Source organism: Stackebrandtia albiflava (assembly GCF_007994225.1).
GTDB classification, from domain to species: Bacteria; Actinomycetota; Actinomycetes; order Mycobacteriales; family Micromonosporaceae; genus Stackebrandtia; species Stackebrandtia albiflava.
In genome coordinates, this window is sequence record NZ_VLLL01000007.1 from 279,905 (window position 1) to 302,731 (window position 22,827).

24 protein-coding genes and 1 pseudogene are annotated in these 22,827 nt (G+C 68.8%); 6 read left to right on the forward strand and 19 right to left on the reverse strand.

The window, feature by feature from the left end; all coding sequences use genetic code 11:
* Window positions 1-2: 2 nt before the first annotated feature.
* Both LX16_RS20210 and LX16_RS20215 read left to right on the forward strand, forming a co-directional pair.
* The gene (locus LX16_RS20210) at window positions 3-617 is read left to right on the forward strand and encodes a hypothetical protein (protein ID WP_147141524.1); all 615 of its coding nucleotides are present in this window, start codon (window positions 3-5) and stop codon (window positions 615-617) included.
* A 394-nt stretch (window positions 618-1,011) separates the two neighbouring features.
* Window positions 1,012-2,337, forward strand: a complete 1,326-nt coding sequence (locus LX16_RS20215) for an outer membrane protein assembly factor BamB family protein (RefSeq protein WP_158645666.1) — start codon at window positions 1,012-1,014, stop codon at window positions 2,335-2,337.
* A gap of 14 nt (window positions 2,338-2,351) precedes the next feature.
* On the opposite strand, the gene LX16_RS28290 is transcribed toward LX16_RS20215, so the two are convergent.
* Window positions 2,352-2,564: a DUF397 domain-containing protein gene (locus tag LX16_RS28290; protein WP_147141530.1), complete on the reverse strand. Its 213-nt coding sequence runs from the start codon at window positions 2,562-2,564 to the stop codon at window positions 2,352-2,354.
* 19 nt (window positions 2,565-2,583) lie between these two features.
* Window positions 2,584-3,417: a helix-turn-helix domain-containing protein gene (locus tag LX16_RS20225; protein WP_147141533.1), complete on the reverse strand. Its 834-nt coding sequence runs from the start codon at window positions 3,415-3,417 to the stop codon at window positions 2,584-2,586.
* Window positions 3,418-3,577: 160 nt separating this feature from the next.
* Between LX16_RS20225 and LX16_RS20230 the strand changes: the two genes are divergently transcribed.
* Both LX16_RS20230 and LX16_RS20235 read left to right on the forward strand, forming a co-directional pair.
* Window positions 3,578-3,880, forward strand: a complete 303-nt coding sequence (locus LX16_RS20230) for a hypothetical protein (RefSeq protein WP_147141535.1) — start codon at window positions 3,578-3,580, stop codon at window positions 3,878-3,880.
* Entirely contained in the window at window positions 3,864-4,175 is a 312-nt protein-coding gene (locus LX16_RS20235) for a hypothetical protein (RefSeq protein WP_147141538.1), read from the forward strand. Before LX16_RS20230 ends, LX16_RS20235 begins: the two co-directional genes overlap by 17 nt.
* Window positions 4,176-4,533: 358 nt before the next feature.
* Here LX16_RS20235 and LX16_RS20240 read toward each other — a convergent pair whose 3' ends face one another.
* From LX16_RS20240 to LX16_RS20300, 13 genes are all read right to left on the reverse strand, one after another.
* A complete protein-coding gene (locus LX16_RS20240; RefSeq protein ID WP_147141541.1) occupies window positions 4,534-5,130 on the reverse strand; it encodes a histone deacetylase in 597 nt (198 codons plus the stop codon).
* A 16-nt stretch (window positions 5,131-5,146) separates the two neighbouring features.
* On the reverse strand, window positions 5,147-5,842 hold the full coding sequence (locus LX16_RS20245; RefSeq protein ID WP_147141544.1) for a response regulator transcription factor: 696 nt from the start codon (window positions 5,840-5,842) through the stop codon (window positions 5,147-5,149).
* Window positions 5,839-7,032 carry a sensor histidine kinase gene (locus LX16_RS20250; protein ID WP_147141548.1) on the reverse strand — a complete coding sequence of 398 codons (1,194 nt, stop codon included), beginning with the start codon at window positions 7,030-7,032 and terminating at the stop codon, window positions 5,839-5,841. Before LX16_RS20250 ends, LX16_RS20245 begins: the two co-directional genes overlap by 4 nt.
* Before the next feature lie 17 nt (window positions 7,033-7,049).
* Window positions 7,050-7,985, reverse strand: coding sequence for a hypothetical protein (locus LX16_RS20255; RefSeq protein WP_147141551.1), 936 nt, complete (start codon window positions 7,983-7,985; stop codon window positions 7,050-7,052).
* A 104-nt stretch (window positions 7,986-8,089) separates the two neighbouring features.
* Window positions 8,090-9,400, reverse strand: coding sequence for a PQQ-binding-like beta-propeller repeat protein (locus LX16_RS20260; protein ID WP_147141554.1), 1,311 nt, complete (start codon window positions 9,398-9,400; stop codon window positions 8,090-8,092).
* A 258-nt stretch (window positions 9,401-9,658) separates the two neighbouring features.
* A complete protein-coding gene (locus tag LX16_RS20265; protein WP_147141556.1) occupies window positions 9,659-10,822 on the reverse strand; it encodes a polymorphic toxin type 44 domain-containing protein in 1,164 nt (387 codons plus the stop codon).
* A gap of 56 nt (window positions 10,823-10,878) precedes the next feature.
* Window positions 10,879-11,175 (reverse strand): hypothetical protein, encoded by a 297-nt coding sequence (locus LX16_RS20270; RefSeq protein ID WP_147141558.1) that lies wholly within the window; start codon window positions 11,173-11,175, stop codon window positions 10,879-10,881.
* 91 nt (window positions 11,176-11,266) lie between these two features.
* Complete coding sequence (locus LX16_RS20275) at window positions 11,267-11,833, reverse strand: hypothetical protein (protein ID WP_147141561.1); 567 nt, start codon at window positions 11,831-11,833, stop codon at window positions 11,267-11,269.
* 230 nt (window positions 11,834-12,063) lie between these two features.
* Window positions 12,064-12,921 (reverse strand): class II fructose-bisphosphate aldolase, encoded by an 858-nt coding sequence (locus LX16_RS20280; RefSeq protein ID WP_147141564.1) that lies wholly within the window; start codon window positions 12,919-12,921, stop codon window positions 12,064-12,066.
* A gap of 1 nt (window position 12,922) precedes the next feature.
* The gene (locus LX16_RS20285) at window positions 12,923-13,849 is read right to left on the reverse strand and encodes a 1-phosphofructokinase family hexose kinase (protein ID WP_244615913.1); all 927 of its coding nucleotides are present in this window, start codon (window positions 13,847-13,849) and stop codon (window positions 12,923-12,925) included.
* Window positions 13,846-14,949, reverse strand: a complete 1,104-nt coding sequence (nagA, locus tag LX16_RS20290; protein WP_147141570.1) for an N-acetylglucosamine-6-phosphate deacetylase — start codon at window positions 14,947-14,949, stop codon at window positions 13,846-13,848. The genes LX16_RS20285 and nagA overlap by 4 nt, the downstream gene beginning before the upstream one ends.
* A 49-nt stretch (window positions 14,950-14,998) precedes the next feature.
* Window positions 14,999-15,916: an ROK family protein gene (locus tag LX16_RS20295; RefSeq protein WP_244615914.1), complete on the reverse strand. Its 918-nt coding sequence runs from the start codon at window positions 15,914-15,916 to the stop codon at window positions 14,999-15,001.
* On the reverse strand, window positions 15,913-16,785 hold the full coding sequence (locus tag LX16_RS20300) for an SIS domain-containing protein (RefSeq protein WP_147141572.1): 873 nt from the start codon (window positions 16,783-16,785) through the stop codon (window positions 15,913-15,915). Before LX16_RS20300 ends, LX16_RS20295 begins: the two co-directional genes overlap by 4 nt.
* A 150-nt stretch (window positions 16,786-16,935) precedes the next feature.
* Here LX16_RS20300 and LX16_RS20305 point away from each other — a divergent pair, with 150 nt between their 5' ends.
* Window positions 16,936-17,721, forward strand: a complete 786-nt coding sequence (locus tag LX16_RS20305) for a DeoR/GlpR family DNA-binding transcription regulator (protein WP_147141575.1) — start codon at window positions 16,936-16,938, stop codon at window positions 17,719-17,721.
* A 201-nt stretch (window positions 17,722-17,922) separates the two neighbouring features.
* Here the strand turns inward: LX16_RS20305 and LX16_RS20310 are convergent, their stop codons facing one another.
* Window positions 17,923-18,732, reverse strand: a complete 810-nt coding sequence (locus tag LX16_RS20310) for an SDR family NAD(P)-dependent oxidoreductase (RefSeq protein ID WP_147141578.1) — start codon at window positions 18,730-18,732, stop codon at window positions 17,923-17,925.
* Between LX16_RS20310 and LX16_RS20315 the strand changes: the two are divergent.
* Window positions 18,731-19,624, forward strand: a pseudogene (locus LX16_RS20315) (helix-turn-helix transcriptional regulator); the annotation flags it as partial. The gene LX16_RS20310 and the pseudogene LX16_RS20315 sit on opposite strands and share 2 nt — an antisense overlap.
* A gap of 33 nt (window positions 19,625-19,657) precedes the next feature.
* Here LX16_RS20315 and LX16_RS27700 read toward each other — a convergent pair.
* The 3 genes from LX16_RS27700 to LX16_RS20330 all read right to left on the reverse strand — a co-directional run bounded on the left by LX16_RS27700 (window position 19,658) and on the right by LX16_RS20330 (window position 22,766).
* Window positions 19,658-20,308 (reverse strand): response regulator, encoded by a 651-nt coding sequence (locus LX16_RS27700; RefSeq protein ID WP_147141581.1) that lies wholly within the window; start codon window positions 20,306-20,308, stop codon window positions 19,658-19,660.
* Entirely contained in the window at window positions 20,305-21,264 is a 960-nt protein-coding gene (locus tag LX16_RS20325; protein ID WP_147141584.1) for a sensor histidine kinase, read from the reverse strand. Before LX16_RS20325 ends, LX16_RS27700 begins: the two co-directional genes overlap by 4 nt.
* Before the next feature lie 62 nt (window positions 21,265-21,326).
* Window positions 21,327-22,766 carry a serine hydrolase domain-containing protein gene (locus LX16_RS20330; protein WP_147141587.1) on the reverse strand — a complete coding sequence of 480 codons (1,440 nt, stop codon included), beginning with the start codon at window positions 22,764-22,766 and terminating at the stop codon, window positions 21,327-21,329.
* Window positions 22,767-22,827: the final 61 nt, after the last annotated feature.

Genomic DNA, 22,827 nt, shown 5'->3' on the forward strand with positions numbered 1-22,827 from the left:
GGATGACGTTGAAAGCGCGATCCCTCGAATGGCTCACTCTTGGCGGCCTTATTCTGATCTTCGGCGCGACTGGCTGCACGAGCACAACCTCCCGAGACGATCCAACAACCGAGGCGACCCCTTCCCTGCCGAGTGATCTCTACATACATGTAGAAGAGATTTGCACCCGTATAGACTGGACCATTGCGGAAGGGCTCGATTCGGTGTCCTCGTCCAGCGCGAGCGATGATTACTCATCTAGCACAACTGATGATTATTACTCGAACTGTCGCCGTGATCTCGGCGATAATGGAATAATCCAACTCAGGGTCGAGTTGGGGCAAGACGTAGAGGATGGGCAAGCTCACTTCGACACCATGATCGCCTCGTCGCAATGTGGTGCAGATGTAACCGAACTCTATCCAGAGTGGGATGCGGCCTATGCGTACTTTGAATCAGAATCGCTACACGGCGAGAAGCTACAGTATGCGGCGTGTTTTGCTGGATTGTCCAATAACTTCGCAGTGGCCGTGGGAATACAGTATCCGTCGCGCCCAATTGATATGTCCGAGGAAGATCTCCTGACCATCCTTGAGGAACTTGCCAACAGTGCGCGTTCACTTTCGGCATCCAGCTGATTCCAGCTTGAATCGCTTCTACGTCCGTTGCCACAAGCGGGACTGATGAAGTGTCGCACTATTACGGCGTTCTTAAATGGCGCCATTCATTCCGCTACAGCAGTGGCTGCAGGCGCTGGCACTCAACGGTGACCTCGAGGATGCTCCGCGGGTGGATGGCGAACGGTTCGCCCGTAGTGAGTAATAAGGACAGCATGTGCAGATCATGAAGCGGATTGTTGGCCCATTGATCGGTGGCTTCTCGCTGATAGCGCCCGCTTGGCGGCCATACAGAACTGACGCTCGCATGGATGTGCCGTGCACCGACATATGACTCCACTACCGAATTCTTCGACCCGGACGGACCTTCCTGATGTCGTGTAATGGCCGACCACCCAGAATCGTTGTCGCAGGCGTGGCCATACTCTCGCTGGCACTTGCCGGGTGCGGCCTATTTGACGATGGTGCCGATGATGCCGGCTCCGTTCCGGTGTGGGAGGTATCCCTGCCTGAAGATGTCGACCCGTTGTCGCTCGTGGGTTTCATCGAAGATCGAGTTGTCGTAAAGACGACCGAAGGAATTTGGTTCGGTGATGCTTCGGGCGACACGGATTGGCAGTTGATCGACTTCGAGCGATATAGGGACTCCGATACCGACGAGATCCTGGCGGGTGCCATTGAAGTCGGGATTTTCCAAGATCAAGTCACTATCGCGGGTCATCCTGTCGGCGTGGTGGGGTTCTCCGCATCGGGCTCCGAGATCTTTCGATTGCCGATGGAGGACTCCCGATTGGTATCCGCAGCCATGTTCCAAGATTCCGTGGTGGGCATCAGCTGCTTGATCGAAGACGAGCGCGCTTGCAGCCTTGAAGCGTTCTCCGGGCCATCCGGCACCAGTCTTTGGCGCACCCCGTTGGAGCTGGATACTCCAATCCTGGTGGCACCGGCTAACGGCCCGCAGAGTCTGCGAACCCAGACTCAACAGATCCGGACGGACAGCATGACACCCTCCGACGTGGAAACCGTGTTCGTGGCAGGCGGGTCCGACAATGCGACAGTCCATGGGTACTCCGTGGCGGACGGTGCGGAGACCGCAGTATTCGACACTTCCTATGCCCAATCACAACAGCTGCGTCCGGTTGGGACGAATGGATTGCTGGAGTGGTCACTGCCCAACGACGGATGCGTCGTCAGCTTGAAGGCATGGGACGGCGCTACCGGCGAAACCGCATGGGACCTGAGCCTGCTGAACAGTGCTACGGAGCTCGCGAACGTATCAACTACCTGCGCAGGTCACATGGTAGGTCCTCGGGTTTCACAGGGCCATTTGATCACCGTAGATACCGAGGGCAGACCTACGCTCACAGATCCGGCCACCGGCCGAGCGGTCTGGCAAGGACAGGCAGGCGACGGTCTACCTGTCGGCTATGGCGCAGAGGTGATCGTGCTGGCGACCCCCGATGGCGACTCGGACGAGGTCCGCGGCCTCGACATCGGCACCGGTGAGGAGCTTTGGACGTTCACAGCCCCACCCGTTTTCACGCGAGGGTGGCCACCCATGGCAGTCGGGGCAACGAAGTTCGTATTCGAGCACGGCGATAGCGAGTCGCCGGCAATCACAGTGTTGGATCTGAGAACAGGAGAGTCGGCAACACTGGAGAACCAGACACTCGTGTCCGTCCAAGGCGTCTCCATCCTCACTCAGTCCACCAATCGCGTACTGCGGCTCTACCAGTGGTGAGAAAAGGCAGCCAGTTACTCAGCCCCTTGGCCAAGGCAGATCGTGGTCAGTAGTGCCCGCCAGTCGCACTCGGAAGCGGCAAGCACACTGGGATTCTCGATCGGAGCTTGCTTGGAATCTCGAACGAGAAAGCCCGTGGCGTGACGCGCCACTTCGACACAGGCGGTGTTGGCATTGCTTCTGCTGGACTTTCGCCACCGAATGGGTACGGTCGAAGGAGGGGTCATTGGGCACCGCCGAGTTCTTCTAGTAGTCGCTCAACGCACGCTCGATGAGGTGTCGGCTCCGGTCTGGTGATAGAGCCCGTGCGAGCAATTGGCCGAACGCCACATTACAGGCATCGGCGTACTGACCCTCTGGATAGATTTCGCCCGCCGGGGTTTCGACGTACGTAGCGGTGCCGTCTGCGAGGGTGAGGATTGTGAAGCCGCCACGAGTCCCCGGGTGGGCGCCTTCGGCGAAGGGCATGACTTGGAGGCTGACCTGTCGATAGGGAGGGTTGACGAGTAGTGAGAGTTGCTCTTTCATCACTTCGGCTCCGCCGACGATCCGATGCAGGATGCTTTCGTCGATCACCATCCAAAGCCTGACATCCGCCAACCTCTCTTGTCGCGCGAGACGTAGTTGGATCTGACGCTCTACCTCTGCGGTAGGAAGGTCTGGCGCCGTGCCTCGGATGACGGCTCGCGCGTATGCCTCCGTCTGCAGCAATCCATTGACCAGCAGTGGCTCCCAACACCGGATCTCGTTGGCACTGGTTTCGATGCCTATATATGTGTCGTACGTTTTGGAGACTTGGCCGTACACCGACCACCACCCGGGCTTCTTGCCGTCCCGCGCCATGGCGGCGTAATGACTGACTTCGCCGTCCGCCGTGACTCCGAGTTCCCTGAGCAGTTCCCGAAGTTCCCTGGGCTTGATTCCTTGTCGTCCTCCCTCAAGACGGTAGACCTTCCCCGGGTCCCACTCCATACGCGCGGCGAGTTGTGGGCCGGTCATGCCGGCCTCTTCACGTAGCCGACGAAGTTCCACGCCCAGTTGACGGCGCCTGATCGTCGGGCTTTGCTCCATTGAGGTCATTCGCTTCGCTCCTCTCCTGCGTTACAGATCGACGGTCCGTAGACACACAGGACTCGGTATTGCATAGTGTATTTCACTATGCTACAGTTCGTATTGTAGCCATTCGATGACAGGCCACTGGGGAGTGGGCGGGGTGGTTGCGCGAGAGGGGGTGTTCGGCGTGTCCGGAACAGAGCGGGATCCGCGAGATCGGATGGTCGCGCGGGCACTGCGTGAGCGTTACATCGTGTGGCTGCCACTGCGACGCGGTCTGTCCTTTGAGGTGGCAGCCCGGCGGGCACACGACCTGATCGTCGCGGGGCACGGCCGGCTCGGCGACCTGCTGGCCGCCGCCGACACCGAACTGCGCTGCGAGACCGAACCGCACGCCCGGTGGCGGTTGTACGGGCAGTCGGTCGATTCGGTGGCCGATGCGTTGCGCCGATACGACTTCCACGGCGGTGACCGTGCTGAACGACCGTGACCGCCGGCCGTTGACGGTGCATCCGACGGATCGCGCGCTCGGGGTCCGTCTGCTCAACGACGGCGTACTGCGCAGTCTCGCCTGCGATCACCCGATGGTCGCCCCGGCGAACGAGGTCACCAGTTGCGTGTGCGACCCGGCCGCGTGTGGTTGGCACACCGCGAATCTGACGTTGATCGGGGCCGGGTTCCGCCGCTACGACGTTCCCGCCGACAAGGAGCCCGACACGATCTGGGTGATCGCCGGAACCAGTGCGATCCCCGGAATCATCTACCGGGCCCGCAGCAGACCTTGACCCTCCCCGGATCCGGTTGCCGCCCCGCAGAGTGATTTCGCGGTCACGCGGGGCGGCAACCGGGCAACCGATTCGGAAAGGCGAATCAATGCAATCCGTGACGCTACCCTATGCACTCATCGTGGCACTCATCGCCACGGTGGTGACACTGACCGTGGCGGCCGCGGCGTTGTGTGTACAGCATGGTTCGGCCCGTCGCGCCGTCGACCTGTCACCGCCTTCGCCGCACACACCACGGTCGGACTGTCCCCGATCGGGTTGCACCATCGTGCACCCCCGGGTGGGCCGACACCGGCGTAGACCCGAGCCGGCGGGGCCGGTCGAGGTGGTGGCCTCGGTGATCGCCTGCGGTTTCGGGCTATTCGCCGGACGCGGCAGGCACTACCGCTGACCTCTCCACCAGGCCGGCGAGATGCGCGGCCGCCTGCGTCGCCGTCCAGCCGAACGTCTCCCGCAGTCCGGCGGCGATGGTCGCCAGGTACGCGGGGGAAGGCCGGTTCAGCGGACGGACCGGGGCGGGCGCGGTGAACGTGACCATGGGTGTGCCGTCGAGGCTCCCCAGGTGGAGTAGCGTCTCGTAGCGGCCGGGACCGAGCGCGAGTCGGCCGTTCCGGCACAACACGGCCAGGTCGATGTCGGTGGTTCCGGGGTCTCGGCGCATCTCCTGCGCGCACACGTCGGCGAACTGTTCGACCGTGATCAGGTGTCCCCGAGCGGGAGACGGCCCCGGCGTGTCCGGGTCGTAGAACGCCATTCCCCCCGACCAGGTCGGCGAGTGCCCGGCGAAGTAGACGCCGCCGTCGAGCCACAGTGGACGACTCTCCGCCGGGAGCGTGGTGTCCCGGCACCCGGGGTACCGCCGGGTTCCGCCGTCGGGTGTGCCGCCGCGCAGGTAACAGGCGAACCGGGTGGCGTTGAGGTTGGAACCGTAGGAGACGTACCAGACGCGCGGCATCGCGCGACGATACACCTCATCGGCCCCGGTCGACTCCGGGACGACTCGATGACGGTCGCCCGGGCCGTATCAACCGGTTCTCGTACGCCCAGATGACCACCTGTATCCGGTCCCGCAGTCCGAGTTTCGCCAATACCCGCGCCACGTGGGTCTTGACCGTCCCCTCCGACACGAACATCCGCCTCGCGATCTCGGCGTTGCCCGCGCCTCGGGCCATCTCCAACAACACGTCCCGTTCGCGCGGTGTGAGACGGGCCGCCGGGTCCACACCCGGATCCGGCGGCCCCAAGTCCGGTCCTATGTGCTCGATGAGTCGACGGGTCGTGGAGGGCGCTATCACCGCGTCACCTCGGTGTACGGTGCGAATCGCGGCGAGGGTGTCGGCCGCGGGAGCGTCCTTCAGGAGGAACCCCGCGGCCCCGGCCCGGATCGCGGCGAACGCGTACTCGTCCAGGTCGAAGGTCGTCAACGCGATCACACGGGGCGGATCGGGACGCGCCATGAGCCGGGACGTCGCCTCGATCCCGTCCATACGCGGCATCCGCACATCCATCAAGACCACGTCCGTTCCTGTGACGGCCAGCCGTTCCAGCGCCTCGGCGCCGTCACCCGCCTCCCCCACCACGACCATGTCCGGTTGTGAGTCGACCACCATGACGCAACCGGTGCGCACCAGTTCCTGGTCGTCGACGACGAACACCCTGACGGTCACGAGTCACCCTCTCCATCGGGCCGCCGCTGGTACGGCACGCGCGCCGTCACGGTGAATCCGGCACCGTCCGGTCCCGCCGTGACGGAACCGCCCACCGCCGCGACCCTCTCCCGCATTCCGGTGAGTCCGTGGCCCGGTCCCGTGCGACGCGGTCCCGTGGCGATCGAGGTGTTCGCGACTCGCACCCGGAGTCCGGCCGCCTCCCAACGGAGTTCCAGTGTCACACCGGGCTCGGGTCCACCGTGTTTCACGGCATTCGTCAACGCCTCCTGCACCAGCCGGTACACCGCGAGCTCGGCGGCCGGACTCAACCGTCTAGTGGTACCGACGTGGTGCTCGCCGACGGTCAGCCCCGCGTCCCGGGTCCGCCGCAGCAGTTCCGGCAGTTCCCGCAGGCCCGGCTGCGGGCCCAGAGGGGACCCCGGGTCGTCGGTGTCGGGCCGCAACACCCCCAGCAGACCCCGCATGTCCGTTAGCGCCTGCCTTCCGGTGTCCTCGATGGTGGACAGTACGCCGCCCACCCTGACGGGGTCGTCCAACACGTACCGGCCCCCCTTGGCCTGGCCGACGACGACCGCCAGCGAATGCGAGACGATGTCGTGCATCTCCCGGGCGATACGTTGTCGCTCCCGCCGCACCGCCTCGGCGGCCTGTCCGGCCCTGCGGGCTTCGGCGTCCCGGGCCCGTTCCTCCAGCACCGCCACGTACGCCGCCTGGGTTCGCCGGTACAAGCCCAGGCTCACGCCCACGGCGCACACCGCCGTCAGGGTCACGAAGACCAGCACCGGGTGTGGCCGCAGTTCGGCCGCAACGACACCGCTGTCGTTGACGAACCGCCACGTCGCCACCCCGGCACCCGCCGGTCCCGCCACGGCGGCCACCCACGGTCCCGCACGCCCACCCCGGGCGGTCACCGAGTACAACGCGACGGGGAACACCGCGGCCGACGGGACAGTCAGGAACAGTCCCGTCATCACGACCTGAACGGTGAAACCGGCGCAGACGAGCCCGAACGACGACAGCGGGGCGCGACGGCGGACCGCCAAGGCGAGGTGGGCGACGACGATGCCGGTGCTCACACCGACCGCCTTCCCGGTCGGCATCGCGAGGAGAACCATGACGATCGACAGCGCCGCCACAGGGGCGCCGAGCAGCGTATCCGGAGCCGACCGCCGCAGAACCCGCCACATGCGGGCAGCGTAGGCGGTCACGGTGTGCAGGTGGCACAGGCGGGTCGGGTCGCGCATTGGAAACGCCACGTCAGGACCACGAAGCCGCTGCCCGCCGCCAGCCAGCCACCGTAAACGGCGCTCACCATGACGACGCCGGTCCTCGAGTCGAAGTCGACGGGGCCGTCCGTCAGCCCGAGCAGTTGGGACACGGTACCGAACACCGACAGCGCACCCATGGACGTCAGGGCCGCGGACGCCGCCCATCCGGCGCCCAGGGTCGTTCTCCATACCGGCGTCCGCCGCCACCACGGCCGGATCATCGTCAGGCACAGCAGGGTCGCGGCGGTCACCGCGAGCAGTTCCCCGGTGGGTGGTCCCTCGTCGAATCCGGTGGGCCTCGCCACCGTGCCGCCCAGCCACCAGTACGCCTTGAGCAGGGGGTACGGCCACAGCGCGCCGATCGTGACGAGCCCGGGGACCCGTCGGCTCGCACGGTCGGCGGGTACCGTGCCGCACTCGGCGCAGCCGCCGCGGGTCCCCCGCGAGTGGCGCACGACGACGGACAGTACCGCGCCGCACGCGACGAGGCTGAGGAACCTGGCGGCGTACCCGGGCCAGTCGACGACGGCGAAGTCACCGGCGGGAATGCCGGTGAGGGCGAAGAAGGAACGGAAGCCGTCGAGGACGACCCCGGCCGACGACCACAGCAGCAGTGTCGCGGCCGCCCATGCCGCGACGACCGGCACGCGCGACGGGGCCGCTCCGGCCGGCCGTGTCGCGGGCGTGACCCGTGTCAGCCTCAGTGTCGTCAGGGCGCCGAGGGCGGCGCCTGCCAGGCCGATCCACCAGGGGGCGTATCCGATCGTGTAGTCGGACTCCGGTGGCAGCGACGGAAGTGTCTGCTTGACCGTGATTGCGGCGGCGGCGAGGCCGCAACCGAGGATCGCGAGGATGTGTCGGGGCGTGGTCATTCGGCAATCGTGTCCGCGATGCGCCGATACGGCGTCTGTCGCGCGGCCGGTTCGGGTCCGTCAGGTGGACGATCTTCACGTGGACGGCCGCACGGTGCCGTCCGTTACGGGAGCGCGTAGGCGTGGACTTCGGTGCTGGTTGCGGTGACGAGGGCTTCGGCGTTGAGGTCGATGAGGCGGCCGTCGGCGAGTAGGGCCGGGCCGTCGGCGTCGAGTCCGGCGAAGACCGTCTCGGCTTCGGGTTCCGGGCCGTCGTGGTCATGTCCGGTGTGGTCGTCGATGTGGGCGTGGGTCGCGGCGAAGCACCCGTATCCGGCCGCCATCGCGTCCGGGGCCTCGATGACGGGCAGCTCCAGTGTCCACAATGTTTCGGCGTCGTGGAGGGCGGTGGCGGGACCGAGTCCGTCGTCGCTGCGGGTGACGACGACTCCGTCGGCGAACGCCACCGGCAACCCGCCCGGCGGGACCCGGGTCGCCTCGCCGTTGCCCGCGTCGATCATGACGCCCTGCTGGTCGACATGGCCGCCCAGCAGCCGCCCGCCGGACAGGACCGGTTCGGCGTCGACCGTCTCCGGACACACCATGTCGTGCCCGGCATAGGCGAACAGCGACAGTTGCACACCCCAGACGGTCTCACCGGTGTCGATGTCGTGCCCGGCGAGTTCCGTGGCGCACTGAACCGTGTCGATGTCGGCGGACCAGGTCACGTAGCCGTCCGCCGACACCTGCCAGAGGTTCCCGGCGGGGGCGGGGTGTGTTCCGGTGACGTCGCCGGTCCGCGGGTCGATCGCCGCGAGCATCGACTCACCGGCTTCCGTGTAGGAGACGAGGACGCGGCCGGACGCGCCGGCGAGGTTCTGGTCGGCCTGTGACCAGCGCCCGGTGCGGTGACCAGCCCAAGGGACCAGGGCGGAGTCCGGGAGGTTGGCCTGCCAGACCGTGCCGGTGTCGGGGTGCCAGCCGGCGACCCCGTCGGCGGTGGGGATCACGGCGACGCCGCCGTACACGAAGCCGGTCCCGCTGGAGTCGATGTCGGCCGCGGGTTCACCGGTGTCGGCGGCGATCGCGGTGTGCGTGGCTCCGGTGTCGGCGATCAGGTACCCGTCGAGGACATCGACGGAGGTGGTCGCCTCGTCGAACCGCCACAGTTCCTCCCCGGTGTCACCGAGTCCGATGATCGCGTCCGACGCGTGGACGGCGGTGACGGTACCGATCCGGTGGGCGGTGGTGGCGACACCCGCGTCGCCAGGCAGCGTATACGTCCATAGTGGCTCCGCGGTCTCGATCGTGAGGGCGAGTCCGCCCTCGGATTCGGGTTCGGGATCGGCGGATTCGGTGGCGGTGCATCCCGCGAGCAGCACGACGACGCCGGCGGCGAGGGCGAGACGACGGCGGGGCACGGGGCGCATCTCCATGGACGGCAGTCAATCAGTTCATCGGTGCCGGCGGTGAACCGGCTCCTACAACCCGGCCACAGCGTCCCGGCGTTCTCCACAACCGCCGGTTATCCACAGGCGCCCGGATCCGGGCTGGACCGATGCCGGGTGGAGGTCATAGGCTCGACGCCATGGGGAGGAGGAGTGGCGGCCCCCCAGAACCACATGCGGAAAGGGACCGGTCGCCTGCTCCGTGCGGCGATGACGTCTTCTCTCGCCGTGTGGCGGTGGTGGCGGTCAGCGGCCGGGGATCTTCTCGACCATGGTCTTTCCCCCGGTGTCGGGACCGTGCCGCTCCGAACGGTGGATCTCGTCGAGCTTGCCCTTGATCTCGGCCATGAGCTGCTGCTGGGTCAGTTGCCCATCCGGGTACTTCTCGTAGAGGTCGATCCCGAGCTGGACGGCGAGGCGGTCGGGAGGTTGAGGTGTGCCGTTGGTCATGTAATCCGCCAGGTCGGCGCCTGTCTCCAGTTCGACATCCGTGAATCCCAGTGACTTGCCGACATAGCCGAAGTGGATGTTCGACCAGATGTCACCGCGCACCTTGTAGTCCGTACCGGGAACCTCCACGTCGGTGTTCTCGATGTCCTTGCCGGCATGCAGGATCTCCTTGATGTCCGGCTTATGGTCCCAGTCGTTGCCCGGCCATACGATGTGTGCGAAGGCTCCGTACTTCGCACCCGAAAAGAACGCCGTGATGCCCGCGATCCCTGCCTTGACGTGCGGGAGAGGAGTCGACAGGGAGAATCCGAGCATCCCGAGGGAGATGTCGGCCATCGTGTCCATGGCTTTGATGAACTGGCCCGTCACACTCGTCGGGTTCAACCGCATCTCGGTAAGGATGTACCGGGAGAGCCGATTGAACTCCGAATCGTTCCATTCGACCTTCGTGTCGTTTCGCACCGCGGCCGCCAAGGTGGTGTCGATCCGCTCAGCCGCCGCCAGCGCCTCGCTGATCTGCCGGTTCAGTCGGGCGGCCTTCGCCTTGGGGCCGGCTACGAACATCTCATACACGCCGGGCAGTAGCGTCAGCCACTCGGCGGGGTGATCGACCGTGACCCGTCCGGTGCCGGAGATGCTCAGATTCTCGTCGGCCTCGGCTTGCGCGACGGCGCTTTCGAGCCGCGCCTTCGCCGCCGCGATCTGATCCACGGCCTCGCTGAGGATCTTGGCGATGACACCGGCCTGGGTACTTCCGCCGGAGACGGTGCCGACACGCCGCTTCGCATCGGATACGGCGTTCTCGGCGGCAGTACCCTTCCAGCCCGGTGAATCGATGAGATCCAAGGCCTTCTGACCTCCGTCACCCGCATCGTTCAGATGACTCCCCGCTTTGCGCCACGCGGCCGCCACCGATGTCAGCGAACTCGGGTCGGCGTCTCGCAGTTGGCTGTATTCCATCACCACTCCCGGCGTTGATCGGTCACGAACCGACGATCATCACGCGGCGTCCGCGGTTATGACCCGACCGAGTCGACCATGGTCGCGGTGGACTCGTCGGTGTTCGTCAACGCGGTGTCGGTCGCTTGTATACCGTCGGCGAACTTCCCCCACTGATCGTGTTCGGTCTTGGCCCGTTTCTCCCAGGCAGCCTCCGCCTCGGCCAACGCCGCGGTCAACTGCCAGCCGGGGAGTTTCGGTTCACCGCCCTTGGCGGGGGCTTGTCCGGCCTTATGCACATGGTCGGCGGCCTTGGACGCGTGCTCGCGTGCCGCCTCGAGGGTTGAGGCGTCCTTGACGACTTCGTCGTTCACGTCGTGCTCCGATTCGCCCGTGGATGGCGTCTCAGTCTATTGAGAACCTCGGCCCGGCGACAGTGTGTGTCGGGAACCTGACGTGAGTGGCTCAGGCCGTGGCCATACCGGTCTCCCGCAGGTAGCGGTACCAGGGGTCTTCCTCCCACCACGGTGACGACTGTTTGTCGAGGGGGCCGCGTATCTCCCGGTACCGGTCGCCGAGCGCCACCGTGTTCACGAACTCCGCCATGTCGGCGACCTCGACCAGGATGCCGCTGTCCCAACGGTACTTGAAGTACAGGTCGAAGTAGACGATCACGTGTTCCGTCTTACGGTCCCACATCAACATGTCCTGCGGCAGGTCACCGATCTGGAGCCGGTCGCCGTCGTCGACGGGCTCACCGAGGTAGTCGACCGCCACCTGCGGCCGGACGTCGCGGTACGCCCGGATGTCGACGTCCCCGAACCGAGCGCCGTCGGTGAGCGCGTAGAACCCGGCCAGGCCCGCCGGGACTCCGTCGAGGGACGTGACGGGGTCGTACAGTGCCAGCCTCGACTCGTTGTACCGCTCGGCGTAGTCGTCGTCCTCGTCCCAGCGGCGCTCCAGTTCGGCTTCGGCGTCCAGTGCGCGCAGGCGGGCGATCTTGTCGCGCATCTCGGCAAGGTGATCGGTCACTTCGTCTCCCGGTACACGTGACGGCGAAAGGCAGGCTACCCGCCCGGGGCAACCCGTTCCGACCGCCGGCGTTGTCCACAACCGGGCGGTTTTCCACAACCGGGAAGAACGAGCCTGGACACGACCGCGACACCGGCCCTAGGCTCGACGCCATGGGGAGGAGGAGTGGCGGCCCCCGCGAACGGAGCGGTGTGGAGACGGCCGGCCCGCCCCCTCACACCCGCGGCGGTTCACCCCTGCGGGTTCCCCGACAGGACCTTCAGGAAGTGCGCGACGGTGTCGGTCATGGCGTCTCGGGCCGCCGTCAGGTACTTGCGCGGGTCCACGTTGTCGGGGTGGGCGTCGAGGTGTTCCCGCACCGCGGCCGTGTACGCGACGTTCAACGCCGTCCCGATGTTGATCTTCACCATTCCGCCCTTGACGGCCTCGGCGAGTTCCTCGTCGGGCACGCCGGACGACCCGTGCAGCACCAGCGGCACCGTCACGGCGGCGCGGATCCGCTCGATCAGCTCGTGGTCGAGGCTGGCGTCGCGGCTGGTCATGGCGTGTGACGACCCGACGGCGACCGCGAGCGCGTCGACACCGGTCTCGAACACGTACGCGGCGGCCTCGTCGGGGTCAGTGCGGGCGCCGGGGGCGTGCGCGGACAGGGCGGCCTCGCCCTCTTTACCGCCGACCTGGCCGAGTTCGCTCTCCACCCACAGTCCGCGGCTGTTGAGGAATTCGACGGCCCTCGACGTCTCGGCGACGTTGTCGGCGTACGGGAGTTTGGAGGCGTCGATCATGACGGAACCGAAACCGTGTTGCGGCGCGACCTCCCACAACGCGGCGTCGGTGACGTGGTCGAGGTGTAGCGCGACCGGGACGTCGGCGGTCTCGGCGACGGCGCGGGTCGCGGCGGCGATCGGCGCCAGGCGTCCATGGTGGAACTTGACGGCGTTCTGGCTGATCTGGAGTATGACGGGGCGTGCGGCGCGTTCGGCTCCGGCCACGATCGCCTCGGCGTGTTCCACGGTGATCACGTTGAACGCGCCGATGCCGGTGCCTTCGGCGGTTTCGACGAGTTCACCGGTTCCGGTCAGTGGCATGTCATAGCTCCTCTACGTGGATGGTGCTGCGCAACCGCAGGTAGTCACGGACGTCGACCCGGCCGGCGATCGGCGCCCGCACCGACGCCGCCGACAACGCGGCCGCGCCGCGCAGTCGCCGCGGCCACGGGAGGCGGTGGGCGACGCCGTGGGCGAGACCGGCGACGCTGGCGTCTCCGGCTCCGGTGGGGTTGCCGGTCTCGGGTCGGGCGGGAGTGGCGCGCCAGTGGCCGTCGCCGGTGACGGCGACGAGGCCGGCGGGGCCGCGGGACGCGACGACCGCTCCGGCTCCGGCGGCGCGCAGCGCCTCGGCGGCCTCCCGGGTTCCGGAGGTGCCGGTGGTGTCCAGGTGCGGCATGGCCTCGGCCAATTCTGTCGCGTTGGGTTTGACCAGGTCGGGTCGTTCCGGTAGGGCGGCGTGCAGTGAAGGACCGTCGCAGTCCAGTATGGTGTACGCGCCCGCGCGGCGTGCGGCGTGGACGAGTGTCGCGTAGGTGTCGACGGGGAGTCCGGGTGGCAACGAACCCGACAGCACCACGACACGGCTCGGTTTCGCCAGTGCGGTGTACCTGTCCAGGAAGCGGCGCCACTCGTCGCGGGTCACGTGTGGCCCGGGTTCCCAGAAGCCGGTGGCGTCGTCGGGGTCGGCGACGACCACCGCCCGCCGGGATTCGGCGGCGACCTTCGTGAAGGAGTGCCGGAGCCCGGCCGGGAGGAGCGCGGCGACACGTTCACCGGTGTGGCCGCCCAGCAAGCCGGTCGCGATCACGGGTTCGCGGAGGGTGTGCAGGATCCTCGCGGTGTTGAGCGCCTTGCCGCCGGCCGCGTGTGTGACGTCGGTCACGCGGTGTGTCGCGTGGGGTGTGACGGGCCGGTCGAGCCGGTATGTGACGTCGAGTGCGGCGTTGAGGGCGACGGTGAGTATCACCGGTCGACCCATTCGCCGGCGCGCATGACGGCCTGCAACCGGAGGTCTTCGGAGTAGACGAGCAGGTCGGCGCGCATTCCGGGGCTGATCTGGCCCACGTCGTCGAGTCCGAGGAGTTCGGCGGGGGTGCCGGAGGCCATCTGTGACGCCGCGGGTACCTCCAGCCCGGCGAGGGTGACGGCGTTGCGGAATCCGTCGTCCATGGTGATGGTGGAGCCGGCGATGGAACCGTTGGTGAGACGGGCGGCGCCGTCGCTGACCTGGACGGTGAGTCCGCCGAGTTCGTACTCGCCTTCGGGCATGCCGGTGGCGGACATGGCGTCGGTGACGAGGACGGCCCAGGGCGCGCAGGACGCGTGCAGGGCGAACGCGAGGGTTCCCATGTGGAGGTGCACGGGGTCGGCTATGAACTCGCACACCACGCGAGGGTCGTCGATGAGTGCGGGGATCGGGCCGGGGTCGCGGTGGTTGAACGGCCGCATCCCGTTGAAGACGTGGGTGGCGGCGCTGGCTCCGGCGGCGATCGCGTCCATGGTGGTCTCGTAGCTGGCGTCGGTGTGGCCGATCGCGGCGATGACGCCCTGCACCGACAGGTATTCGATGGCCTCCAGGGCTCCGGCGCGTTCCGGGGCGATGGTCATCATCTTGACCGTCCCGGCTCCGGCTTCGATGAGCTGGTCGAGTTCCTTTATGTCGGGGTCGCGCAGGGCGGCGGGGTTCTGGGCGCCGCACCGGCTCTCCGCCAGGTACGGGCCCTCGAAGTGGATGCCGGCGATGACGCCCTCCTCGACGAGCGGCCGGAACGCCTTCGTGGCCGACAGCATGAGGTCGAACGGTGACGACACCAGTGACGCGAGGGTCGTGGTGGTGCCGTGGCGGAGGTGGAACGCGGCGGCCTTGCGGGCCTGGTCGGCGTCGCCGACGGTGTAGGAGGCGCCGTCGCCGCCGTGGCAGTGGACGTCGACGAATCCCGGCAGGATCCAGCCGTCCGGTTCGCCGGTGGCCTCGGTGATGGCGCCGATGCGGTCGCCGTGGATCTCGACGGTTCCGTTGACGACCAGGTCCGGTGTGACGACCCTGGCGTTCTTCGGCATCTGCATGTCCGACCCTTTCGAGTGAGTCCCGTGTGACGGCTCGTCGGCGGTGACGTCAGTCGTCGCCCTGTGACAGCCGTTCCAGCCCGAGTAGTGCGGCGCCGATGCATCCGGCCTCGTCGCCGAGTTCGGCCCGCACCAGCCTAGGCACGGTGTGGAAGGTGGCGCGTGCCGCCACCGCGGCCGACAGGGGTTCCAGTAGGAGGTCGCCGGCTTCGGCGAGTCCGCCGCCGAGTACGACGGTGTCGGGGTCGAGTGTGGCGATTCCGACGAGGAGGCCGTCGGCGAGGACTTCCACGGTCTCCTGCCAGACGCGGGCGGCGACCGGGTCGGTGGGGACGGCGGCGATGATCCGCGCGGCGGGCAGCGGGTTCCCGGTGGCCTCCCGGTAGCGGCGTTCGAAGGACACGGCGGAGGCCATGGCCTCGACGCAGCCGCGTTGGCCGCAGCCGCAGACGGGGCCGTCGGGCCGGACCACGACGTGCCCGAGTTCACAGGCGGCGCCGTGGGCTCCGGTGAGTGGGGTCCCGGCGATGATGTGGGCTCCGGCGATGCCGGTGCCGATGGCGACGAACAGGAGTTGGTCGCTGCCTCGTCCGCCGCCGAGCCTGGCCTCGGCGAGTCCGCCGGCGCGTACGTCGTGGCCGAGACCGGTGGGGAGGCCGAGCCGGGTCTCCATGAGGTCGCGGAACGGTACGTCCCGCCAGCCGAGGTTGGCGGCGTAGACGGCGACGCCGCGGGCGGCGTCGATGACGCCGGGGACGGCGAGTCCGACGGCGCGGGGCCGGTGGCCGGGGGTGGCGGCGAGTTCGGCGGCGGTGTCGAGGATGGTGTCGATGACGGCCTGTGGCCCGCGTTCCCGTCCGGTGGGGGCGCGGTGGCTGTGGAGGACGGTGCCGCCCATGCCGACGAGTGCGCACTTCATCGACGTGCCGCCGACGTCGAGCGCGATGACGGTGTCCTGTCCGGTCACGGCAGGATCACCGATCGGGTCAGGTGGCGGGGGCTGTCGGGGTCGAGGCCGCGGTGTTCGGCCATGGCGACGGCGAGGCGTTGCGCCCGGACGAGTTCGGCCATCGGGTCGAGGTCGCCGGTGATGAAGCGGCCGCCGGTCGCGGTGACCTGGGCTTCGAGTCCTTCGGGTGCGGGCCCGAACATCCAGGCGGCGCGGTCGGGACCGGTGATGCTGATGGGGCCGTGCCGGTATTCCATGGCGGGGTAGGACTCGGTCCAGAAGGTGGCGGCTTCGCGCATCTTGAGGCCGGCCTCGTGGGCGAGGCCCACGGTCCAGCCGTCGCCGAGGAAGGTGACCTGTTCGAGGGTGTCGAGGTTCAGCGGCGGTTCGGCGTCGACGGCGGTCTCGGCGTCCTTGATCGCGGCGGTGAGGTCTTCGCCGAGGTGCGCGCGCAGTAGCGCGAGTGCGGAGGTGGCGTACCGGGTCTGGACGACGGACTTCTCGTCGGCGAACGGCATCTCGATGCCGTGGGTGGCGAGGCGGGTGGCGGGGGTGCCGGGTTCTCCGACGATCGCGACGGTCGTGGTGTCGAGGTGCTCCAGGAGTTCGCACACCTCGGAGGTGGTGCCGGAGCGGGTGATGGCGATGACACGGTCGTAGCGGCGGCCGGCGGGCATCTGGGAGGCGGCGAAGGCGTCGGTCTCCCCCTGCCCGGCGGCCTCGCGCAGGGCGGCGTAGGACTGGGCCATGAACCAGGATGTGCCGCACCCGACGACCGCGACGCGTTCCCCGGGGGCGGGGAGGGCGTCGGCGTGGTGTCCGGCGAGGTCAGCGGCTTGCGCCCAGGTGCGGGGCTGGCTTGCGATCTCTTCGGCGACGAATGTCATGGCTCTCCCAACGATGGCGTGGCGCTGACGCGTCGTCGGCGGCCGCGCTGTTTCGCGCAGGCCCACCGGCGAGGCGGCGGGGTTTCGCGCATTATTGTGCACACATGAACGTCACCTGGTGTCTTCCGGGTGTGGTCTTCAGGAGGAACGATGGACCGTTACGCCCGGTGGAACACGCTGCTCGAGATCTTGGCCTCAGCCGGACGTATCACCGTGGAGGAGGCCGCCGAGCAACTGCACGTCTCGCAGGCGACGATCCGCCGGGACTTCGACCAGTTGTCGCAGCAGCAGATGATCACCCGGACCCGGGGCGGCGCGGTCGCCGGTGGCGTCTCCTACGACCTTCCGCTGCGGTACAAGACCGCGAAGCGGGTCGAGGAGAAGCACCGGATCGGCGCGGCGGCAGCGGGACTGGTGGCGTCGGGGATGGTCGTGGGTCTCAACGGCGGGACCACCATCACCGAGGTGGCGCGGGCCCTGGCGATGCGGACCGACCTGGTGGCGACGTCGGGGACGACTCCGTTGACGATCGTGACGAACGCGTTGAACATCGCCAACGAGATGATCGTGCGGCCGCACATCAAGGTCGTGGTGGTGGGGGGTGTGGTGCGGCCGCAGTCGTATGAGCTGATCGGGCCGTTGGCCGCGCCGATCCTGCGGGAGATCACGCTGGACATGGTGTTCCTGGGCGTGGACGCGGTGGACGTGAAGTTGGGTGCGACCGCGCACCACGAGGGTGAGGCCGCGATCAACCAGTTGATGGCGGCGCGTGCCCGCAAGGTCGTCATCATCGCGGACGGTTCGAAACTGGGCGGGCACGCGTTCGCGCGGATCTGCCCGATCGAGCGGGTGCACACGTTGATCACGGACACGACGGTGTCGGCGGACAAGGCGGCCGAGTTCACCGCCGCGGGGATCAAGGTGTTGCGGGTCTGACCGGCCGCACCGGGAGGCGCCGGTGCGGCCGTTCCCGGCCGGTGGTTTTCCACAACCGTCCGTTCGTCCACAGGCCGCCGCGTGACGGCTGGACCGGTGACCGGGACGGGCCTAGGCTCGACGCCATGGGGAGGAGGAGTGGCGGCCCCCGAGACGGGTCGGCCGCACCTCACACCGCCGGATCTCACCGCGGCCGCGTCGTCACCAGGGGAGTCTGCGGTCCCCGTAGTGCGGGTCGTCGGTGAAGAAGCCGCCGGTGGGGCCGTCCGGTCCGGTCAGTGCGAGTTCGACGGCGATGGCGGCGCCTTCGGCCGGGGTGCGTTTCCGTGGCGTGGCGCCGTCCCAGGTGTCGGGGTCGGGTGTGAACTCAGTGTCTCGTGACGCGGCGTCGAGGGGCCGGGGCCGTCCCAGGTCGGTGTCGGTGTATCCGGGCGATACGGCGTTCACCTTGACCGGCGTGTCCCAGAACTCCTTGGCGTAGGAGACCGTCAACGCGTTCAATGCCGTCTTCGACGACCCGTACGCCCCGAGCTGGAGTGGCCACAGGTGGCTCCGCGGGTCGAACATGACGCCGAGCGAACCGACCTCGCTGGACACGTTGACGATTCGGGCGGCGTCGGCGGCGCGCAGCAGCGGAGCGCAGGCGTTGGTGACCGACACGACCCCGAACACGTTGGTCTCGTAGACGGTGCGCAGTGTCTCGACGGTCATCTCGGTGCTGGCCCATGTCCCGTCGGCGAGGGCGATTCCGGCGTTGTTGACCAGGATGTCGAGTCTGCCGTGCCGGTCGCGGACGAGCGCGGCCGCCGCTGCGACCGTGGCGGGGTCGGTGACGTCCAGGTGCAGGGCGTCCGCCGTGACGCCTTCGGCGCGCAGTGCCGCCGCCGCGGCATCGCCGTCCGCTTTGGAACGACATCCCAGCAGCACGTGGACGCCGTGTCCGCCGAGGCCGCGTGCGATGTGGAATCCGATTCCCCGGTTGGCGCCGGTGATGAGAGCGATCTTCGTCATGGGTCGATCCTGCGGCGGTGGAACGGGTTCGGGCAGAGTCGGCCGATCCTGGTATCGGCGGTCCCTGTTCGGCGGGGCGGGCCTGCGGCATGCTGGCGGAGTGGACCGTGCCGAACTCGCCGCATTCCTGAAGTCCCGCCGCGCCCGGCTGGTACCGGCCCGGGTGGGCCTGCCCGACGGTGTCCGGCGCCGCACGCCCGGCCTGCGTCGCCAGGAGGTGGCGCAGTTGGCGGGCATGTCGGTCGACTACTACACGCGGCTCGAACAGGCCCGCGGTCCTCGGCCGTCCCGGCAGGTGTTGAACGCGTTGGCGCGGGCGTTGATGCTGAACCAGGACGAACGGTCGCACCTGTTCCACCTGACCGGTGAGACGCCTCGGCCGCGCGCCGCCGTGAACCGTGACGTCCCCGCCGGTGTCGTGGACCTGCTGGCGGCGATGGTGGACGTTCCGGCGTACGTCGTGGACGCGAAATACGACGTGCTGCGGATGAACGCGGCGGCGCGGGCGTTGACGGCGGGGGCGCCGGCGGGTTGCTGCGGCCCGGCGAACGTGCTGCGGGTGATGTTCGGTGACGGCGCGGCGGAGCGGTTGGCGGATCCGGAGCAGCGCCGGTTCGCGCGGTCCTGTGTGGCGGATCTGCGGGCGGCGTGGGCCCGGTACCCCGACGACCCGGGGGTGCGGGGGTTGGTGGCGGACCTGTCGGCGTCGAGCCCGCAGTTCCGGGAGATCTGGGCCGGGCACGAGGTGGAGACGCGGCGCGGCACGGTGAAACGGGTCGTGCACCCGGTGGTGGGGGCGTTGGAGTTCACGTGCCAGGTGTTGCAGGTCCCCGACCGCGACCAGCGGATCATCACGTACGTCGCGGCGCCGGGTTCGGTGACGGCGGCCCGGTTCCGGCGGCTGCGGGAGGAGGCCGGGAGTGCGTCAGCCGGCGAGTCCGGCGTGCCAGGCGACGATGGCGGCCTGTACCCGGTTGGCGGCGCCGAGCCGGGACAGGATCGCGCTGACGTGGGCTTTCACGGTCCCCTCGGAGATGTACAGGCGGGCGGCGATGTCGGCGTTGGACAGGCCGTCCCCGACCAGGGCCAGTACCTGGCGTTCCCGGTCGCTGAGGGCGGCCAACCGTTCGGTCGCCGCCTGGCGGCGGGCGAGTCCGTCGCCGGCGACGCGCGCGATGACGCGTTGCGCGATCCGGGGTGACAGGTAGGCGGCGCCGTCGGCGACCGCCCTGACGCCGATGACGAGTTCCCGTGGGTCGGCGGCCTTCAACAGGAATCCTCTGGCGTCGCCGGCGAGTGCCCGGGCGACGAAGTCGTCCTCGTCGAAGGTGGTGAGCATGACGACGGCGACGTCGGGGGCGACGCGGCGCAGTTCGGTGAGGGCGGCGAGGCCGTCCATGTCGGGCATCCGGATGTCGAGGAGGGCGACGTCGGGCCGGTGGGCGCGGACCGCCTCGACGGCCTGCCTGCCGGTGGCGGCCTCCGCGACGACGGTGATGTCGGGGTCGGTGTCGAGGATCGTCTTCACACCCACCCTGACCATGGGTTCGTCGTCGGCGATGAGTACCCGGATCACGCGGTCACCGCCGGGAGGGACGCGGCGACGGTGAAACCGTCGGGTGCGGGGCCGTAGCGGAGGGAGCCGCCGAGCAGGTGGACGCGTTCGGTGAGGCCGGCGAGGCCGGTCCCTCCGGAGGTGCGGGTGGCGGGGGCGTCGCCGGGCGTGTTGTGGACGGTCACCTCGGTCCGGTCGGCGTCGCGGGTGACGTCCACGATGATCCGGCTCCCGGGGGCGTGCCGGGCGGCGTTGGTGAGGGATTCCTGGACGATCCGGTGGACGGCCCGGGACGTGAGCTCACCTCCGGGCGGGTCGGAGCGGCGCAGTGTGACGTCCATTCCGGCGGCGGCGGCGCGTTCCACGAGCGCGGTGACGGTCTCGTCGGCGGGGGTGCGGGGTGTGGGGCCGTCCCGGAGGAGTCCGATGGTGCCGCGGAGCCGGTCGGTGGCGGTGACGGCGGCGGCCCGCAGCTCGGCCGCCGCGGTCCTGGCCGGTGGCGGCAGTTCGGGTGACAGTTCGAGCGCCCCGGCGCGCAACGCGATGAGGGCGAGTTCGTGGCCGAGTGAGTCGTGCATGTCGGCGGCGATGCGGTTGCGTTCTCTCAGCCGCGCCTGTTCGGCGATGAACCGCTGTTCGGTCTCCAGCCGGTCGATCTCGGCGCGGCCGGCTTCGACGAGTCTGGCCTGTTGGTGCCGGTACCGGCCCGCCAGCCACGGCAGCAGGGCGAACAGGGTGGCGCCGCCGGCTACGGCGGTGCCCTCCGACCAGTCCCAGACGGCGACGGCGGCGGCCACGGCGGCCGCTACGGCCCAGACGGCGAGGTGGAGGCGGGTGGGGAGCCGGCGGCCGTGCAGGTAGGCGGCGACGGCGATCCCGGCGTACAGCAGTTGCCGCCACATCGGGAGGCCGTCGGTGTCGATGCCGTTGGCCAGCGCGGCGGCCGCGATGACCAGCAGAAGGAGACCGTTTCTCACCGGGACGAGGGTATTGCGTGGCCGGTGCCGCCGCCAGTTCGCGGCGGCACCGGAGACGGGGTTCACGCCGGGTTCGCGGCGCGCAGCCGCGTCAACCGGGCGGCGGCGACGACGGCCGCGGCGAGTGAGACGACGGCGACGGTCACGGTCAGCGGCAGCGGGAAGCGGGTCAGTTGCTCCCAGGTGACGTGGCGGCCGTTGACGAGGACCTCGACCAGGTACGGGTAGGCGGGGAGCAGCGCGACGCCGGCAGCGGCGGGGACGAGTCTCGCCACGATCCGCCACGCCGGTTTGTGGGCGTGGCGGGAGGCCCAGCGACGTGACCGGAGGGCACCGGTGACGGCGGCGGCGACGGCGGCGGCCGCGACGAGCGCGAGTACGAGTTCGAAGGTCTGGCGGTCGGCGGCGACGGGGTCGGGTCGTTCTCCGCGTGACAGTGCCATGAGTCCGTTGAGGACCGTGTAGGTGACGTCTACGAGTCCGGCGTCGTTGCTGAGGACGGCGAAGCCGTGACCGGTACCGGGTATGACCGCGGCGGCGGCGTTGTAGGTGAAGAGGTTCCCGGAGTGGACGAGGTACGGTTCGCCGTCGGGGCCGGTCTGGTATCCCCACCCGAACCGGTAGGCGTGCTCGCCGGGGTCGGATTCGGCGGCGGTGGGGGTGTCGGTGAGCAGGTCGGGTCCGTGTCCGGCCTGGTTGACGAGCCAGCGGCCCATGTCGGTGGCGGTGGTGACGACTCCTCCGGACGCGGAGGGCAGGTTGGCGCGGATCTCGTCTCGGGGGATCCAGAGTCCGAACAGGGAGTTGTAGCCGGGTGCGGGTGGGTCGGTGGTGTCGCCGAGGGTGGTCGCGGTCATGCCGAGCGGGGTGAACAGTTCCTCGCGTACGAAGGTGGGGAAGTCGCGTCCGTCGACGGTCTCGACGAGCCGGGCCGCGATCTCGAAGTTGGCGTTGCAGTACTCCCATCCGGTTCCGGGGTCGCGGGCGAGCCCGCCGTCGGCAAGTTCGTCCATGTAGGACGCGAGGTCGCCGGTGGCGGACAGGGCCGGCATGTCCAGTGTGGTGTCGGAGAGGCCGCTGGTGTGGTCGAGCAGTTGCCTCACCGTGATGTCGGCGGCGCGCGGGTCGGACATGGTGAAGCCGGGCAACTGGTCGGCGACCGGTTCGTCGAGTGCGACGGCGCCGGTGTCGGCGAGCCGGAGTACGGCGGTCGCGGTGAACGCCTTGCTCAGTGACGCGACCCGCATCCGGGTGTCGGCGGTCATGGGGTCGCCGTTCCCGTCGTGGCCGTATCCGGCGGCGTGGACGATCTCGTCGTCGTGGGTGACGACGACGCTGATGCCGGGTGACCCGGTGGTCGCGATCGTCTCGGTCAGGTACTCGTCGACCGCCTCGGGGGTGAGGGCGGCGGCGGGCGCCGCGCTCGCGGGGGTGGGTAGGGCGGTCAGGAGGGCCGCGGCGGCGAGTAGTACGGCGGCGCGGCGGGGGATCGCGTGTGTCATGGGTACGAGCTTCGCGGCGCGTGGCCGCCGCGCCATCTGTCCGGCGGCCACGGCGGCTACG